Origin of the sequence: Achromobacter sp. HZ01 (genome assembly GCF_003267925.1) — a bacterium.
In the GTDB taxonomy this organism is placed as follows: domain Bacteria; phylum Pseudomonadota; class Gammaproteobacteria; order Burkholderiales; family Burkholderiaceae_B; genus Achromobacter; species Achromobacter pulmonis_A.
Genome location: NZ_LWKV01000001.1, coordinates 540062 through 555232 on the forward strand (window position 1 = coordinate 540062; position 15171 = coordinate 555232).

General features: G+C 66.4%; 19 protein-coding genes. 14 read left to right on the plus strand and 5 right to left on the minus strand.

Annotated elements, in window-relative coordinates; genetic code table 11:
- Window positions 1-1653: an MlaD family protein gene (locus A6B37_RS02570; RefSeq protein WP_111824813.1), complete on the plus strand. Its 1653-nt coding sequence runs from the start codon at window positions 1-3 to the stop codon at window positions 1651-1653.
- A gap of 90 nt (window positions 1654-1743) precedes the next feature.
- On the plus strand, window positions 1744-2001 hold the full coding sequence (locus tag A6B37_RS02575; protein ID WP_102772107.1) for a hypothetical protein: 258 nt from the start codon (window positions 1744-1746) through the stop codon (window positions 1999-2001).
- 2 nt (window positions 2002-2003) lie between these two features.
- On the opposite strand, the gene A6B37_RS02580 is transcribed toward A6B37_RS02575, so the two are convergent.
- Together A6B37_RS02580 and A6B37_RS02585 are read right to left on the minus strand one after the other, a co-directional pair.
- A complete protein-coding gene (locus tag A6B37_RS02580) occupies window positions 2004-2312 on the minus strand; it encodes a hypothetical protein (RefSeq protein WP_102772106.1) in 309 nt (102 codons plus the stop codon).
- 77 nt (window positions 2313-2389) lie between these two features.
- Window positions 2390-3823, minus strand: coding sequence for an MFS transporter (locus tag A6B37_RS02585; RefSeq protein WP_111824814.1), 1434 nt, complete (start codon window positions 3821-3823; stop codon window positions 2390-2392).
- A gap of 177 nt (window positions 3824-4000) precedes the next feature.
- Between A6B37_RS02585 and A6B37_RS02590 the strand changes: the two genes are divergently transcribed.
- Complete coding sequence (locus A6B37_RS02590; RefSeq protein ID WP_102772104.1) at window positions 4001-4399, plus strand: RidA family protein; 399 nt, start codon at window positions 4001-4003, stop codon at window positions 4397-4399.
- A gap of 6 nt (window positions 4400-4405) precedes the next feature.
- Here A6B37_RS02590 and A6B37_RS02595 read toward each other — a convergent pair whose 3' ends face one another.
- A complete protein-coding gene (locus A6B37_RS02595; RefSeq protein ID WP_102772103.1) occupies window positions 4406-5317 on the minus strand; it encodes a LysR family transcriptional regulator in 912 nt (303 codons plus the stop codon).
- Window positions 5318-5416: 99 nt separating this feature from the next.
- On the opposite strand from A6B37_RS02595, the gene A6B37_RS02600 reads away from it, so the two are divergent.
- On the plus strand, window positions 5417-6571 hold the full coding sequence (locus A6B37_RS02600; protein ID WP_111824815.1) for a DSD1 family PLP-dependent enzyme: 1155 nt from the start codon (window positions 5417-5419) through the stop codon (window positions 6569-6571).
- Between the two features lie 60 nt (window positions 6572-6631).
- Window positions 6632-6904, plus strand: coding sequence for a hypothetical protein (locus tag A6B37_RS02605; RefSeq protein ID WP_111824816.1), 273 nt, complete (start codon window positions 6632-6634; stop codon window positions 6902-6904).
- 13 nt (window positions 6905-6917) lie between these two features.
- Here A6B37_RS02605 and A6B37_RS02610 read toward each other — a convergent pair whose 3' ends face one another.
- Window positions 6918-7214: a DUF2513 domain-containing protein gene (locus A6B37_RS02610; RefSeq protein ID WP_102772823.1), complete on the minus strand. Its 297-nt coding sequence runs from the start codon at window positions 7212-7214 to the stop codon at window positions 6918-6920.
- Between the two features lie 120 nt (window positions 7215-7334).
- Here A6B37_RS02610 and A6B37_RS02615 point away from each other — a divergent pair, with 120 nt between their 5' ends.
- From A6B37_RS02615 to A6B37_RS02640, 5 genes are all read left to right on the plus strand, one after another.
- Window positions 7335-7733: a hypothetical protein gene (locus tag A6B37_RS02615; RefSeq protein ID WP_111824817.1), complete on the plus strand. Its 399-nt coding sequence runs from the start codon at window positions 7335-7337 to the stop codon at window positions 7731-7733.
- Between the two features lie 93 nt (window positions 7734-7826).
- Entirely contained in the window at window positions 7827-8147 is a 321-nt protein-coding gene (locus tag A6B37_RS02620) for a hypothetical protein (protein ID WP_102772099.1), read from the plus strand.
- Window positions 8148-8519: 372 nt separating this feature from the next.
- Window positions 8520-8723: a cold-shock protein gene (locus A6B37_RS02625; protein WP_102772098.1), complete on the plus strand. Its 204-nt coding sequence runs from the start codon at window positions 8520-8522 to the stop codon at window positions 8721-8723.
- Window positions 8724-8850: 127 nt separating this feature from the next.
- A complete protein-coding gene (locus A6B37_RS02630) occupies window positions 8851-9414 on the plus strand; it encodes a DUF924 family protein (protein WP_102772097.1) in 564 nt (187 codons plus the stop codon).
- Window positions 9415-9644: 230 nt separating this feature from the next.
- Complete coding sequence (locus A6B37_RS02640; RefSeq protein WP_042794090.1) at window positions 9645-9851, plus strand: cold-shock protein; 207 nt, start codon at window positions 9645-9647, stop codon at window positions 9849-9851.
- A 74-nt stretch (window positions 9852-9925) separates the two neighbouring features.
- Here the strand turns inward: A6B37_RS02640 and A6B37_RS02645 are convergent, their stop codons facing one another.
- Window positions 9926-10474 carry a TIGR00645 family protein gene (locus A6B37_RS02645; protein WP_102772096.1) on the minus strand — a complete coding sequence of 183 codons (549 nt, stop codon included), beginning with the start codon at window positions 10472-10474 and terminating at the stop codon, window positions 9926-9928.
- 247 nt (window positions 10475-10721) lie between these two features.
- Between A6B37_RS02645 and A6B37_RS02650 the strand changes: the two genes are divergently transcribed.
- The 4 genes from A6B37_RS02650 (at window position 10722) to clpX (ending at window position 15014) form a co-directional block, all read left to right on the plus strand.
- Window positions 10722-11477: a M48 family metallopeptidase gene (locus tag A6B37_RS02650; protein ID WP_102772095.1), complete on the plus strand. Its 756-nt coding sequence runs from the start codon at window positions 10722-10724 to the stop codon at window positions 11475-11477.
- A gap of 167 nt (window positions 11478-11644) precedes the next feature.
- On the plus strand, window positions 11645-12955 hold the full coding sequence (gene tig, locus A6B37_RS02655; protein WP_102772094.1) for a trigger factor: 1311 nt from the start codon (window positions 11645-11647) through the stop codon (window positions 12953-12955).
- Window positions 12956-12959: 4 nt separating this feature from the next.
- A complete protein-coding gene (gene clpP, locus A6B37_RS02660; RefSeq protein WP_102772093.1) occupies window positions 12960-13613 on the plus strand; it encodes an ATP-dependent Clp endopeptidase proteolytic subunit ClpP in 654 nt (217 codons plus the stop codon).
- Between the two features lie 102 nt (window positions 13614-13715).
- On the plus strand, window positions 13716-15014 hold the full coding sequence (gene clpX / locus A6B37_RS02665) for an ATP-dependent Clp protease ATP-binding subunit ClpX (RefSeq protein WP_102772822.1): 1299 nt from the start codon (window positions 13716-13718) through the stop codon (window positions 15012-15014).
- The last annotated feature ends 157 nt before the right edge of the window (window positions 15015-15171 follow it).

Sequence of the window (15171 nt, forward strand, 5' to 3'; positions counted from 1 at the left end):
ATGCCTGAGCCCGGCCCTGCCTCCGCCCATGCGCCAGCCGCCGGGCGCAAACGGCGTCGCCTGTCATGGATCTGGCTGGTGCCCATCATCGCGGCGGTCGGCGGCCTGTTGCTGGTGGTGCGCGTCTGGATGGAGGCGGGCCCCACCGCCACCATCGGCTTCCAGACCGCCGAAGGCCTGGAAGCCGGCAAGACGCAGGTGCGCTACAAAGAGGTCAATGTCGGCCTGGTCGAACGGGTGGCGCTCAACCCCGACCATTCCGGCGTCATCGTCACCATACGCCTCGACAAGGAAGCCGCCAGCCTGCTGCGCGAAGGCACCCGGTTCTGGGTGGTGCGCCCGCGCCTCGGCCTGAGCGGGGTGTCGGGGCTGGGCACCCTGTTGTCGGGCGCCTACATCGGCGTCGATCCCGCCAGCCGCCCGGACCCGAAGAATGAGCGGCACACGCCGCAATCGACCTTCACAGGCCTGGAGATCCCGCCCGAAGTCACGCAGGACCGCGCCGGCAAGCGCTACACGCTCAAGGCCCGCGATCTGGGTTCGCTGGACGTGGGCTCGCCGGTCTACTACCGGCGCATACCGGTGGGGCAGGTGGTGGGCTACCAGCTCGACCGCACCGGCGAAGGCGTGGACGTGCAGGTGTTCATCGACGCGCCCAACGACGCCTACGTCAATGCGGCCACGCGCTTCTGGAACGCCAGCGGCGTGGACTTCAGCGTGGACGCGCGCGGCCTGCAGATGCGCTCGCAATCGCTGCTGTCGGTCATCGTGGGCGGCGTGGCCTTCGATACGATCGAGCAGCGCGAACGGGTGGTCGCCAAGGCCGACGACGAATTCGTCATCTTCCCATCCGAGAGCGCCGCGCGGGCCCAGCCCGACGGCGTGCCGCTGCATATCCGTATGCGTTTCGACCAGTCGGTGCGCGGCCTGACGGTCGGCGCGCCCATCGACGCCTATGGCGCCACCATCGGACAGGTCGATTCCATCGGCCTGGAGCTGGACCGCGAGACCAACCAGTTCTATGCGATGGTCGGCGCCACGCTGTATCTCGAGCGCCTGGGCGCCAAGACCGTGGGCGAGATCCGCGAATACTCCGGCTCCTCGCTGGAGCATCCCAGCGGCAAGCTGCTGAGCGCCATGATCGAGCGCGGCATGCGCGCGCAGCTGCGCATCGGCAACCTGCTGACCGGCCAGCTGTACGTCGCGGTGGCGGTGTTTCCCGACGCCAAGCCGGTGGCGTTCAAGATGGAGCCCAGGCCGCTGATCCCCACCGTGCCGAACAACCTGGACCAGCTCCAGCAGCAGGTCAACAGCATCCTGGCCAAGCTGGAGCGGGTGCCGTTCGAGGCGCTGGGCACGGAACTCAACCAGTTGCTGCGCGGCACGGCCAGCCTGGTCAGGCGGCTGGACACCAGCCTGGCGCCGCAGGCGCAGACCGTGCTCAAGCAGGCCAGCCGTTCGCTGGCGGCGGTCGGCGGCGTGCTCAGTCCCGAGGGCGACCTGCCGGTCAGCGCCGGCACGGCCTTGCAGGAGCTGGCGCGCGCGGCCCGCTCGCTACGGGAGCTGGCGGACTACCTGCAGGCCTATCCCGACGCGCTGCTGCGCGGCCGCGCGCCGGACGGCCAGGTCCAGCGCCAGCCCGCCGCGCGCTGATCCCCGTCCGGGCATGGCGCTTGCTGACGGGGCGGGCGGCCCCTACGCCGGCGCTCATGGCGGCGGCGGGGCGTCCGAGAGGGTCAGAGCATGGATCATAGTGAAATGATGGCGCGCATGATCACGCAGCCCGTCGCGCCGGGCAGGTTCGACCATTGGGACGGGATACTGTCCGCCTACGCGGATTGCCTGATACAGGTGCAGGCCAAGCTGTCGGACGCCGACCTCAAGCGTTTCCTGGACGTGGGGGCGCTGGTGTTCCGCAGCTGCTGCCAGGAAGAGGCGCGGCAGCGCTGGACCGCCGAGGAACTGGCGCTGTATCACCGCAAGCCGCCGCAGGACGCCTGACCTCAGAACAGGCAATGGCGCAGGGCGAACTTGCGTCCGAAGGCGCGGACTTCGTCGCCGTCGACCGAGGCCGTCACGTCCCAGCGGCCGCCCCGGGTGATCAGGATGGAGCGGCTGGCGCACGCATGGCGCAGCGCGAACCTCCAGAAGTCGGCCTCGGAGCCCAGCGGCTCCAGGTCGTGGGGGCCGATCAGCAGCCTGGCGGGCCGCGGCGTGGCGCCCAGCGTCCATCGCAGCGCGATCCCCAGGAACGCGAAACGCGCGGAGAACGACGATGGCTGCACGCACAGCACGCGGATTCCATTGTTCATGGCCGGTACCCTCCAGGTAGGAGCAGCGTAGCAAACCCGCCCGCGCGCTTCCATACCGCCTTTGGCGGACCGGCCCGCTAGCGCCGGCGCGCGATCCGCGCCTGCAGCAGCAGGGCCGCGGCGGGCGCCAGCGCGAACGCGCCGAACAGCCATTGCGCGGCGCGCTGCGCGCCAGTGACGCCGCCCGGATCGGCCAGGCCCGCGCTGTTGGCGATGACGCCGGCCAGCGCCGCGGTCAAGGCCGTGGCGTACAACTGCACCGTGGTGATGGACGAGGAGGTCAGGGTCTCCTCGCCGGGCGGCGCCGCGTTGAAGATGCGGGTCAGCAGATGCGGCCAGCTCAGGCCGATGCCGAAGCCGACTCCGGCCAGCGCCAGCACGTAGACGGCCAGCCCCGCTTGCGACTGCAACAGCGCCGTGCGCGGCGTCATGAGGGCCAGTGCGGCCAGCGCGGCCAGGATGACGGCCGGGCTCAGGCGCACCAGGAAGTCGGCGGCCGGCCCGCTGCGGGTCGAGCTGGGCATGGCGGCCAGCGTCCAGCCCGCCGCCATCGCGGCCGTCATGTAGCCGGCGGCCAGCGGCGACATGCCGTGGATCACCTGCAGGAAGTACGGCACGAAGATCTCGGTGGTGATGGCCGCCACCACCAGGCACATCAGCGCGTACAGCGCGCCCAGCGGCGAACCGATGCGGTAGGCGCCGGTGGGCAGCAGCCGTTTGGCGGCGCGCGTATCCACCGCCGCGATCAGCGCCGCGATCGCCAGCCCGGCGGCGATGCCCGCCAGGTTCCAGCCCAGGCTGGTGGACAGGCTGGCCGCGGTGATCGCCAGCACGCTGACCACCAGCAGGCCCAGCGTCGACCAGGGCAGCGACGTCGGCCTGGCCGGCCGCGAGGCGCTCTTGCCGCCCACCTTCAGCGCCACGATCAGGGCCAGCGCCGCCGCCGCGGGCAGCAGCGCCCAGAAGGCCAGCCGCCAGTGCCCGGCCTGCGCGAAGATGCCGCCGATGGCGGGGCCGCACAAGGTGGCCACTCCCCACATGCCGGACACCAGCGCCATGGCGCGCGACCACAGCGCCGGCTCGAACACCAGCCGGATCAGCGCGTAGCTGAGCGCGAACAGGATGCCGCCGCCCAGGCCCTGCACGCTGCGCCCGGCCAGCAGCCAGGGCATGGACGGCGCCAGCGCGCAGGCCGCCGATCCCACCGTGAACACCAGCACCGCCAGCAGGTACGCGGCGCGCGGCCCCAGCGCCTCGATCAGCCGGGCCGACAGCGCCGACCCGACGATGGACGTGACCACGAACAGCGTGGTGTTCCAGGCGTAGTACTCCAACCCGCCGATGTCCTGGATCACGCTGGGCAGGATGGTGGTGACGACATACACGTTGATGGCGTGCAGCGCCACGCCGCCGGCCAGCGCAATGGAGCGCAGCGCGTTGCTTCCGCGCAGCAGCGCCGCCCAGGAGGCGCCTGTGACCCGGGGCGTGCCGGAGGGTGTGCGGGTGTTCACGCGGTCTGTCCGCCTTGCATGAAAATGATTGAACGGGAAATCGATGGGGGCCGATGGTATGCGCGTCGCCGGCCGGCCGCAAATCGCGGGTGCGGCAAGGGCCGCATGGCCTGCGCGCGGCGGCGCCGGGACCCGGGCAGATAGAATGGCGGGACCCGAGTGTCCCAGGAGCAGGCCATGTCCCGAACCGTCGTCAATCCCGATACCGTATTCGACTCCGTGCAGTACGGCTTCAGCCAGGCCGTGATCGTGACCGGCCAGCGCCGCATGCTGCTGTCGGGCCAGGTGGGCGTCGACGCCCAGGCGCGCACGGTGAGCCCCGGCCTGCAGGGGCAGACCGAGGCCGCGCTCGACAATGTCGAGCGCGTGCTGGCCGCCGCGGGCGGCAGGCTGGACCAGGTCATCATGCTGCGCATCTACATCTGCGAGACGGTGCGCGAGGACCAGGAGGTGATCGCCCAGGCGCTGCGCGACCGTTTCCCTCAGGACCCGCCGCCGTCGTCCTGGATCATTGTCAGCGGCCTGTCGCTGCCGGAATGGCTGGTCGAGATCGAAGCCGAAGCCATGCTGGACTGACGCGGCCTAAACCTGGGCGCGCCACGGCGGCGTGGCGAAGGCCGCCCGCAGGTGTGCGAGGAATCCGGCGGTGCGCGCGGCCAGTTCCTGGCGCGATTTCACCAGGGCCACCACGTTGGCCTGCGGCAGGGTCCAGCCGGCCAGCAGCGGCACCAGCCGGCGCGCCTGCAGGTGCGCCGCCACGTCCCATTCCGAACGCACGATGATGCCGTGCCCGGCCAGCGCCCACTCCACCGCGGTTTCGCCGGCGTTGCTCGACAGCACCGGCGCGATGCGCACGCCGACCGCTGCGCCGCGCCCCTGCCTGAAGCGCCACAGCGTCACGTCCTCGTCGTTTTCGCGCAGCGCGATGCAATCGTGCCCGCGCAGGTCTTCCGGCTTGGCGGGCGCGCCGCGGCGCGCCAGGTAGGCGGGAGCGGCGCATAGCAGGCGGCGGTTGGGCGCCAGCGGATGGGCCACCAGCGTCGAATCGCGCAGTTCGCCGATATGGACCATGACGTCCCAGTCGTCGGCGGCGAGCCGGGGCGGGCCGTCCGACAGCGTGAGGCTGGCGGTGAGGTTCTCGCTGCGCTCGCGGAATTGCGCCACCAGCCCGGCGACGTAGCGCTGGCCGAAGCCCAGCGGGGCGACCACGCGCAGATGGCCCGCCACCACGCCGCGCCGGCCCGCCAGTTCGTCGGCCAGGTCGCCCAGTTCCGCGCAGATCTGCTCGGCCCGCAAGGCCAGCAGCCGGCCCTCGTCGGTCAGCGCCGTGCCGCGCCCGGAGCGGTTGACCAGCCTGACGCCCAGGCGCTTTTCCAGCGCATGCAGGCGCTGCGTGACGGCCGGCGGGGTCACGTCCATCATGCGGGCCGCCTCGGCCAGCGAGCGGGTCGCCGCCAGGCTCAGGAAAAAGCGCAGGTCGTCGGTGGTAATCATTCAGCGTCGCGTTAATGGATGATTAAGTCGATATTAAACACGGGAGGGCGCCGCCGCGCCATACTGGCAGGCATTCCAATCCGCCATGCCGAGACGCCCATGACCGCCGCCGCCCCATCCACCGTGGACTCCCTGGACACCCCGTGCCTGCTGCTCGACGAGACCCGCATGGCGCGCAACATCGAGCGCCTGAACGCCTTGATGGCCGGTCATGGCGTGCAGTTGCGCCCGCACCTCAAGACGCCCAAGTCCATCGAGGTCGCGCGCCGGCTGATGTCCACGCCGCAAGGCCCGGCCGCGGTGTCGACGTTGCAGGAGGCCGAGCAGTTCGCCGCCGCCGGCGTCACCGATCTGCTGTACGCCGTCGGCGTCTCGCCGGCGAAACTGGACCGCGTGCTGGCGCTGCGCCGCCGCGGCGTCGATCTGACGGTGGTGGTCGACAGCATCGAGGCGGCGCAGGCCGTGGCGCGCCGCGCCCGCGACGCCGGCGACCCCATTCCCGCGCTGATCGAGATCGACTGCGACGGCCACCGCGCCGGCGTGCAGCCCGGCAATACCGAGCAGCTGCTGGCCATCGCCAGGACGCTGCATGAGCAGGGCGCCTGCCTGCGGGGCGTGATGACCCATGCGGGCGAATCCTATGGCTGCGACAGCATCGAGGCCATCGCCGACATGGCCGAGCAGGAAAGGCAGGCCGCCGTCAGTTGCGCCGAGGCCATCCGCAAGGCCGGTCTGCCGTGCCCGGTGGTCAGCGTGGGCTCCACGCCCACGGCGCATTTCGCGCGCAGCCTGGACGGCGTGACCGAGGTGCGCGCCGGCGTATACGTGTTCTTCGACCTGGTGATGGCGGGCCTGGGCGTGTGCGAGGTCGACGACATCGCGGCCACCGTATTGACTACGGTGATCGGCCATCAGCCCGACAAGGGCTGGATACTGGTGGACGCCGGGTGGATGGCCATGTCGCGCGACCGCGGAACCGCCAGGCAGCGCGTCGATCAGCTGTACGGACTCGTCTGCGACGCCTCCGGCAAGGTCTATCCCGATCTGCTGCTGGCCGAGACCAACCAGGAGCAGGGCATCATCAAGGTGCGTCCCGGCAGCGCAGCGGCCCTGCCGGACCTGCCGCTGGGCGCCAAATTGCGGATCGTCCCCAACCATGCCTGCGCCACCTGCGCCCAGCACGACGCGTATGAAGTCGTGCGCGACGGCTCGCCCGAGGTGGTGGCGCACTGGGAACGCTTCCGCGGCTGGTAGGGCGGCGCGGGGGCGCGCCTATAATGCGTGCGCCTCAATGCCTTCGGGGAGATGGTTCGCATGCAGTACGAATATCTGTTCTGGTCCATGGCCGCGGTGGTGGCGGCGGCGCTGGCCGGCGGCGCGCTGTGCGGCCGCCTGGGTTCCGTCAAGCATGCGCTCGCGGGTGTCGCCGCGCTGGCGGCGGCCGTGTTCGTGGCGGTGTTCGTGCTGTCGCGCCGCGGCGGCTTCAGCGATCTGTCGGTGATGCTGTCGATCGCCGCCTTCATGTTCAGCCTGGTGATCGGCGCCGCCGCGTCGCTGCTCACGCGGCGCATTCTGCGGCGCCGCTGAGCCTGCCGGCGCCTCATTCCTCGGCGTCGAAATCCTCGTCTTCGTCTTCCTCGTCCTGCTCCAGGGCGTCATAGCCCTTCCAGGTGATGCGCCAGCGCGTCGCGCCCGCATTGGCGGCGGTTTCGCTGACCTGCTTGACCAGGCCTGCATCCTCGAGCAGGTCGAGATGATGCGCGACCAGCTGCAGGGCTTGTTCTTCGGGATGCGGCGCCAGGGCCGCGTTCTTGATGTCGTGCGTGCTCAGGTTGGGGCCCGGCGCGTCGCGCAGGGCGCCCAGAATCGTGACGACCAGATCGAAATCGCGTTGCATGATGTCCACCATGTAGGGAAGGGATCAGTCCGACGATAGCAGAGTTCGGCGGCGGCAATGCGACAGCGGCTGCGCCCGGGTTACAGTCCAGGCTTTCCGATAACCGACAGTGCATACACCATGAAAAAACCCGCAGAACGCGATTGCCTCGCGGTGGTCCCCGGCTATTCGGGCCAGGCCGCCAAGCTGTTCCTGTCGCGCGGCGACGACGAACGGATCGACGGCGTGACCGTGTTCGACCTGCTGGGCCACGTCAAGCAGCAGGGCAGCGCCGAGGCGGCCGCCGCCTGGATCGGCGACTGGCTCGCGCAGGAGGCCGGCAACCGCAAGGCCCGCCGCACCCAGCTGCAGGCGCAGTTGTTCGTCTGCAAGCTGGCGGACGATGAAAAGTCCGCATTCCTGGCCGCCCAGAAGCCGCTGCGCGATGCGCTGGCCGCCGCAGGCGTGCAATGCCGCAACGTGGCGGCCACCTCGGGCGCGGCGCGCCGCTCGCTCGGTCCGAATGTCAGGAAGCCCTAGCCCAAGGCTGTTATAGTCGCGCCTGGGCGTGCGTGTGCACCCGCGAGGTGCGTGCCCGGGCGGGCCTGTCCCGCGAATTTAGGAAGATGGAACATGGAAATTGTAAGTCGGCAGGTTGCCGACGTGGCGGGCGGCGTTGAGCTGCACACCACGCTGGACGGCGAAAGCATCAGCGTCTACGTGGTCGTGGGCGTGACCGATCTGAATGCGATCGCAGACATTGTGCCGCGCGCAAAGGTCGATGCGGGGGCGGATATACACGCCGCGAATGTCGACAATGTTGATAATGCGCAAGAACAAATCGACCAGGTCCTGGAAAATATGAATCCCGGCGACGTGGCGGTTTTCCTTTGCTCGGGTCCCGATGCTTTTGGCGCGGCACTCGATTTGTTGGGTTTACCTATCGACGAGTAAGCCTGGCGGCAAACCAAAGTGCTAGTCCAAACGGCGTATGCAGGGTGTGCGCAGGTGGGGACGGCATTTATATAAGCCTTGATTGTTTTTTTATGATGTATGGGTGTTTACACCTATGCAGGACCTCTTATTGCCTATGAATTCGTGTGTATTTTGTGCGCCGTTTCCCTTTGTTGCATTATTGGCACGCAATTTTTAGGATTATGTTGACTTATGAGGGGAACCTAACGATAGTGTCGGCACACGATCACAAGCGTTGCGATTTTCGTTCAGTGCCGTGCCTTTTCCGGCTCAGCGTTATTGTTCTACTGTCCCCTCCTTGATTGATTCGTGACCTCCGGGCATTTGCCCATTATCTCTAGGAAATACAGTATGGAAACCGGCGTCGTTAAGTGGTTCAACTCGGAAAAGGGCTATGGCTTCATCACTCCGGAAGCGGGTGGCAAGGATCTGTTCGCCCACTTCTCCGAAATTCAGGGTACGGGCTTCAAGTCCCTGGAAGAGAACCAGCGCGTCAGCTTTGTGACGGCCAATGGCCCCAAGGGCCCGCAAGCCACGAAAATCCAGGTCCTGTAAGGTCCTGAGTTTTTCGAAGAAGCCCCGCTAGCGGGGCTTTTTTGTTTTTCGGCCGCGGCCCCGGCGCCGCGGGCGCGTTATTCTCTGGCTATTCCCACCGCCGCCAATCAAGCAGGATCGCGCCCACATGACCGAATCCACCGCCACGCCGCTCGCCATCCGACCGCAGGACGTCGTTTCCTTCTGGGTCGATGCCGGGCCGCAAAAATGGTTCAGCAAGAATCCCGAGTTCGACGCCGAGTTCCGCGTCCGTTTCGAGGACGCGCACCGCGAGGCGGCCGCGCGCCGGCTGGACGGCTGGCTGGATGACGCCACCGGCGCGCTGGCGCTGATGATCCTGCTGGACCAGTTCCCCCGCAACGCCTACCGGGACACGGCGCACATGTACGCCACCGATCCTCTGGCCCAATACTTCGCCGAGCGCGCCATCGCGGCCGGCCACGACCTGGCCGTCGACCGGCAGCTGCGCCCGTTTTTCTACCTGCCGTTCGAGCATGCCGAAAACCTGGCGGCGCAGAACCGCGCCGTCGCGCTGATGGAGCCGGTGGACGCGGATTCACTGCATTGGGCGGTCCTGCATCGCGACATCATCAAGCGTTTCGGACGCTTTCCGCATCGCAACGGCGCGCTCGGCCGGCAGACTACGCAGGCCGAACAGGAGTTCCTGGACGCCGGCGGATTCGCGGGCTAGCCACTTGGTATCTTTATGTTTCCTGACGTGGCAACTTGAAAAATAAACCGGTGCGCGCATTTGTTTGACGATTTTCGAGGTTCGCCAATACACTGGGTTCAGCGAGATTTTCAAGCGACGCGGTTTGCGTTTCTCTTGTCGCCGTCAGTGGTGCAGCGGTTGTTTCCTCTCCCATCCTTGATGATCTGGCGCCCCGCGAGCAATCGCTTTTCATAGGTCAAGGACACTCCATGGCAACCGGCATCGTTAAGTGGTTCAACGCCGAAAAGGGTTATGGCTTCATCATGCCCGACGACGGCAGCAAGGATCTTTTCGCGCACTACTCCGAGATCCGCAGCGAAGGCTACAAGTCGCTGCAGGAAAACCAGCGCGTCACCTTCGACGTGGGCACCGGGCCCAAGGGGCCCAGTGCGAAGAACATCAAGGTCGCGGCCTGATCTCAGCGGCCGCATGAAAAAACCCCACGCGCATGCGTGGGGTTTTTTTTCGCCTCCGCGTAGCCGCGGCGCCGTCAGTGCTTGGCGTGGCTGGCGGGCGTGGAGAGCTTGTCGACCAGCGCGATGCCCAGCGCCGAGAAGATGAACAGGGCATGGATGATGGTCTGCCACATGACGCCGGCTTCGGTGAAGCGCGCGTTGGCCGTGCCCAGCGTACCGGCCTCGATGAAGGTGCGCAGCAGGTGGATCGACGAGATGCCGATGATGGCCATGGCCAGCTTGACCTTGAGCACGCTGGCGTTGACGTGGCTGAGCCACTCCGGCTGGTCGGGATGGCCTTGCAGGCGCAGCCGCGAGACGAAGGTCTCGTAGCCGCCGACGATCACCATCACCAGCAGGTTCGAGATCATGACCACGTCGATCAGGCCCAGCACCAGCAGCATGATCTCCATCTCGCCGAAGCTGGTGGCGTGCGTGAGCAGGTGCCACAGCTCCTTCAGGAACAGCATGACGTAGACGCCTTGCGCCACGATCAGGCCCAGGTACAGCGGCAGCTGCAGCCAGCGGGAACTGAAGATCAGGCCGGGCAGCAGGCCCAGGCGGGGAGGGGAGTTATGAATCATGTTGGGTGCGAGCCGTAGATGTGTGCGAAAAAAGCGGGCGCAATTCTATCAACGGCATGTGGCGGCGTGCATCCGTTTTCATGACGGCGGGCTACGGCCGGTAGCACGATTGCCCGCTGTCTGCCGGGGTTTTATGTAAGAAAAACTGGCATTTGCGAAACTGTGTGCCGAAACGTTCGGAGCACATTGGCCATATATAGAATTGCCGCCTCGTTGGCATAGAGCCACTCAAGAGGAGTTTGTTCCCATGAAGATCCGCTACACCGTGGCCGCGTTGGCCGTCGCGCTTGCCCCTTATTCCGCCTCGCATGCGCTGGACATCGGCGGACTGGTCGGCGCCGGCAGCAAGGTCGTGCAGGCCGCCACGTTGAGCGACGCCGAAATCAAGACGCTTTCGGACAAGTCGTGCGCCCAGAGCGATTCGCAGGAGAAGATCGCCGCGCCCGGCAGCAAGTACGACGCCCGCCTGCAGAAGATCGCCAAGGCGCTGGGCGGCACGGTCAACGGCCAGAAGGCCAGCTACAAGGTCTACATCACCAAGGACGTGAACGCCTGGGCCATGGCCAACGGCTGCATCCGCGTCTACAGCGGCCTGATGGACATGATGACCGACGACGAAGTGATGGGCGTGGTCGGCCACGAAATCGGCCACGTGGCGCTGGGCCACAGCAAGAAGGCCATGCAGACCGCCTACACGGTTTCGGCCGCGCGCGACGCCGCCGGCGCGGCGGGCGGCGCGACGGTCGCCGCCCTCAGCTCGTCGCAGCTGGGCGACCTGACCGAGAAGTTCATCAACGCGCAGTTCTCGCAATCGCAGGAAAGCGCCGCCGACGACTACTCGTTCGACCTGCTGCAGTCCAAGAAGCAGAACACCCGCGGCCTGGTGACCGCGTTCCAGAAGCTGGCCGAACTGGACGGCGGCAAGAGCGATATGATGAGCTCGCATCCGTCCTCGGCCAAGCGCGCGCAGCACATCGAAGAGCGCATCGCCAAGGCCAAGTAAGGCGCCGGCAGGCGTTTTTCCGCCCCATGCGGAGTGGAAAACGGGGCGCGAGTATCCGGACTTATCCGGGTGCTCGCGCCTCTTTGCGTCAGCGGTCCGGAACTTTCCGGTAAAATGGCGTGTTTATCCGCCCGTTATCTCTTATCTCTCGGAATATAGGTCTTTTAATGCAGCCTGTGGTTGAAACCCTCTCCGGCCTGGAGCGCCGTGTTGATCTGGCCGTCTCGGTGGCCGACGTCGAAAAGGAAGTCCAGGCGCAATTGAAGCGCGTGGCCCGGACCGCCAAGGTCCCCGGCTTCCGTCCGGGCAAGGCCCCGCTCGCCATGCTCGAGCGCAGCCATGGCCCCGGCATCCGCTACGACGTGATCAATAGCCAAGTCGGCCGTGCCTTCGAGCAGGCCGTGGACGGCGCCAAACTGCGCGTCGCCGGCGCCCCGAACCTCGAACCCAAGACCGAAGGCGTCGCCGACGACACGCTGGCGTTCACCGCCACGTTCGAGGTCTACCCCGAAGTCGCCGTGCCCGACCTGTCGGCGCTGGCCGTCACCCGTTACGAAACCGCCGTCACCGACGCCGAAGTCGAAAAGACCCTGGACGTCCTGCGCAAGCAGCGCGCCACGTTCGAAGCCCGCGAAGGCCGTGCCGCCGCCGACGGCGACCGCATCACACTGGACTTCGCCGGCACCATCGACGGCGTGCCGTTCGAAGGCGGCAAGGCCGAAGACTTCCCCTTCGTGCTGGGCCAGGGCCGCATGCTGCCCGAGTTCGAAGAAGCCGCGCGCGGCCTGAAGGCCGGCGACACCAAGGTCTTCCCGCTCAAGTTCCCCGATGACTACCAGGGCAAGGAAGTCGCCGGCAAGACCGCCGAATTCACGATCACCGTGAAGGAAGTGGCCGAAGGCGTGCTGCCCGAACTCAACGGCGAATTCGCCAAGTCCCTCGGCCAGCCCGAAGGCGACCTGGAAAAGCTCAAGGCCGACATCCGCAGCAACATCGAACGCGAAGTCAAGGTGCGCTCGCAAGGCCGCACCAAGTCCAGCGTGATGGACGCCCTGGTCGAAGCCGGCAAGTTCGACGTGCCGAAGGCCCTGGTCGACAACGACGTGCAAGGCCGCGTGGCCGCCGCCCGCGAAGAACTGAAGCAGCGCGGCATCCCCAACGCCGAGTCCGTGCCGATCCCGGCCGAAGCCTTCACGACCGAATCCGAGCGTCGCGTCCGCCTGGGCCTGCTGGTCTCGGAACTGGTCAAGCAAGCCCAGCTGCAGGCCAAGCCCGAGCAGGTGCGCGCGCGCATCGAAGAGTTCGCCCAGAACTACGAACAACCCGCCCAGGTTGTCAGCTATTACCTGGCCGACCGCCAGCGTCGTGCTGAAATCGAGGCGATCGTGCTGGAAGACAATGTCGTCGCGCACGTGCTGGAAAAGGCCAAGGTCACCGAAGAGAAGGTGCCTTTCGATCAGTTGATGGGGATGGCGTAACACTATGCAGAGATTCACCGATTTCTATGCGGCAATGAACGGCGGGTCGTCGGTGACCCCTACCGGCCTGGGCTACATTCCCATGGTGATCGAGCAGTCGGGGCGCGGCGAGCGCGCCTACGACATCTATTCGCGTCTGCTCCGCGAGCGGCTCATTTTCCTGGTGGGACCGGTCAACGACGCCACGGCCAACCTGGTCGTCGCGCAGTTGCTGTTCCTGGAATCGGAGAATCCTGACAAGGACATTTCCCTGTACATCAACTCGCCCGGCGGGTCGGTGTACGCGGGCATGGCCATCTACGACACGATGCAGTTCGTCAAGCCGGACGTGTCCACGCTGTGCACCGGTCTGGCGGCCAGCATGGGCGCGTTCCTGCTGGCGGCGGGCAAGAAGGGCAAGCGTTTCACGCTGCCCAACTCCCGCATCATGATCCACCAGCCCTCGGGCGGCGCCCAGGGGCAGGCCTCGGACATCCAGATCCAGGCCCGCGAAATCCTGGACCTGCGCGAGCGCCTGAACCGCATCCTGGCCGACAATACCGGCCAGACGATGGAGCGCATCGGCATAGACACGGAGCGTGACAACTTCATGTCGGCCGAAGATGCGGTATCGTATGGACTGGTGGACAAGGTAATGAGCTCCCGCACGGAAGGCTGACTTCCCGGTTGATATTCGAACCCGCTGCCACCATATTTGAGTAAGCGCATGCGCCAGACCTTCGCTGGGCTGGCGCATCTTTACCTGAGATACGAAAGAAATATGCCTGAAAAAAAGGGATCGGCAGACGCAAAAGTGCTGCATTGCTCGTTTTGCAATAAAAGCCAGCATGAAGTCCGCAAGCTGATCGCGGGTCCGTCGGTATTCATCTGCGATGAATGCATAGATCTGTGCAACGACATCATCCGCGAAGAGGCGCAGGCCACCGCGCGCGCGGCGATTCGTTCCGAGCTGCCCACTCCGGCTGAAATCAAGACCTTCCTCGACCAGTACGTGATCGGGCAGAATTCGCCCAAGCGCATGCTGGCGGTGGCGGTCTACAACCACTACAAGCGCATCCGCCACGGCGAGATCAAGGGCGACGAGGTCGAGCTCTCCAAGAGCAACATCATGCTGATCGGCCCCACCGGGTCGGGCAAGACGCTGCTGGCCCAGACGCTGGCGCGCATGCTGAACGTGCCCTTCGTCATGGCCGACGCCACCACGCTGACCGAAGCCGGCTACGTGGGCGAAGACGTCGAGAACATCATTCAGAAGTTGCTGCAGAACTGCAACTACGAAGTGGAAAAGGCGCAGCGCGCCATCATCTACATCGATGAAATCGACAAGATCTCGCGCAAGTCGGACAACCCGTCCATCACCCGCGACGTGTCGGGCGAGGGCGTGCAGCAGGCCCTGCTCAAGCTGATCGAAGGCACGGTCGCCTCGGTGCCGCCGCAGGGCGGGCGCAAGCACCCCAACCAGGACTTCGTCCAGGTCGACACGACCAACATCCTGTTCATCGTCGGCGGCGCCTTCGACGGGCTGGAAAAGGTCATCCGCGACCGTACCGAGAAATCGGGCATCGGCTTCTCGGCCTCGGTGCGCGCCAAGTCCGAACGCGGCGTGGGCGAGCTGTTCTCCGAAGTCGAGCCGGAAGACCTGATCAAGTTCGGCCTCATCCCCGAGCTGGTCGGCCGCCTGCCGGTGGTCGCCACGCTGGACGAGCTGGACGAGGCCGCGCTGGTGCAGATCCTCACCGAGCCCAAGAACGCCCTGCTCAAGCAGTTCCAGAAGCTGTTCGCCATGGAAGGCGCCGAGCTCGACGTGCGGCCCGCCGCCCTCAAGGCGATCGCCCGCAAGGCGCTGCGCCGCAAGACCGGCGCCCGCGGCCTGCGCTCCATCATCGAGCAGGCCCTGCTCGACACCATGTACGACCTGCCTTCCCAGGGCAACGTCAAGCGCGTGGTGCTGGACGAAGGCGCCATCGACGGAGACGGCAAGCCCTTGCTGATCTACGCCGACGAAGCCGCCGCGACGGACAAGCCGGAGCGGGGAGAAGTCAGGGACGCCGCGGCCTGATATTTCAAAAAAGCCCGTTCTCGTAACGGGTTTTTTTGTCTCCAGGCGTACCGTCGGGGGAAATCCGCTTTTCTCCCGGCCCTGTCCCCTGCATACTGAAGGTGCCCCCGCGGGGTTTTTTTAACCTTTGGGCTATCGAGGCGCCGAGATCTTGAAT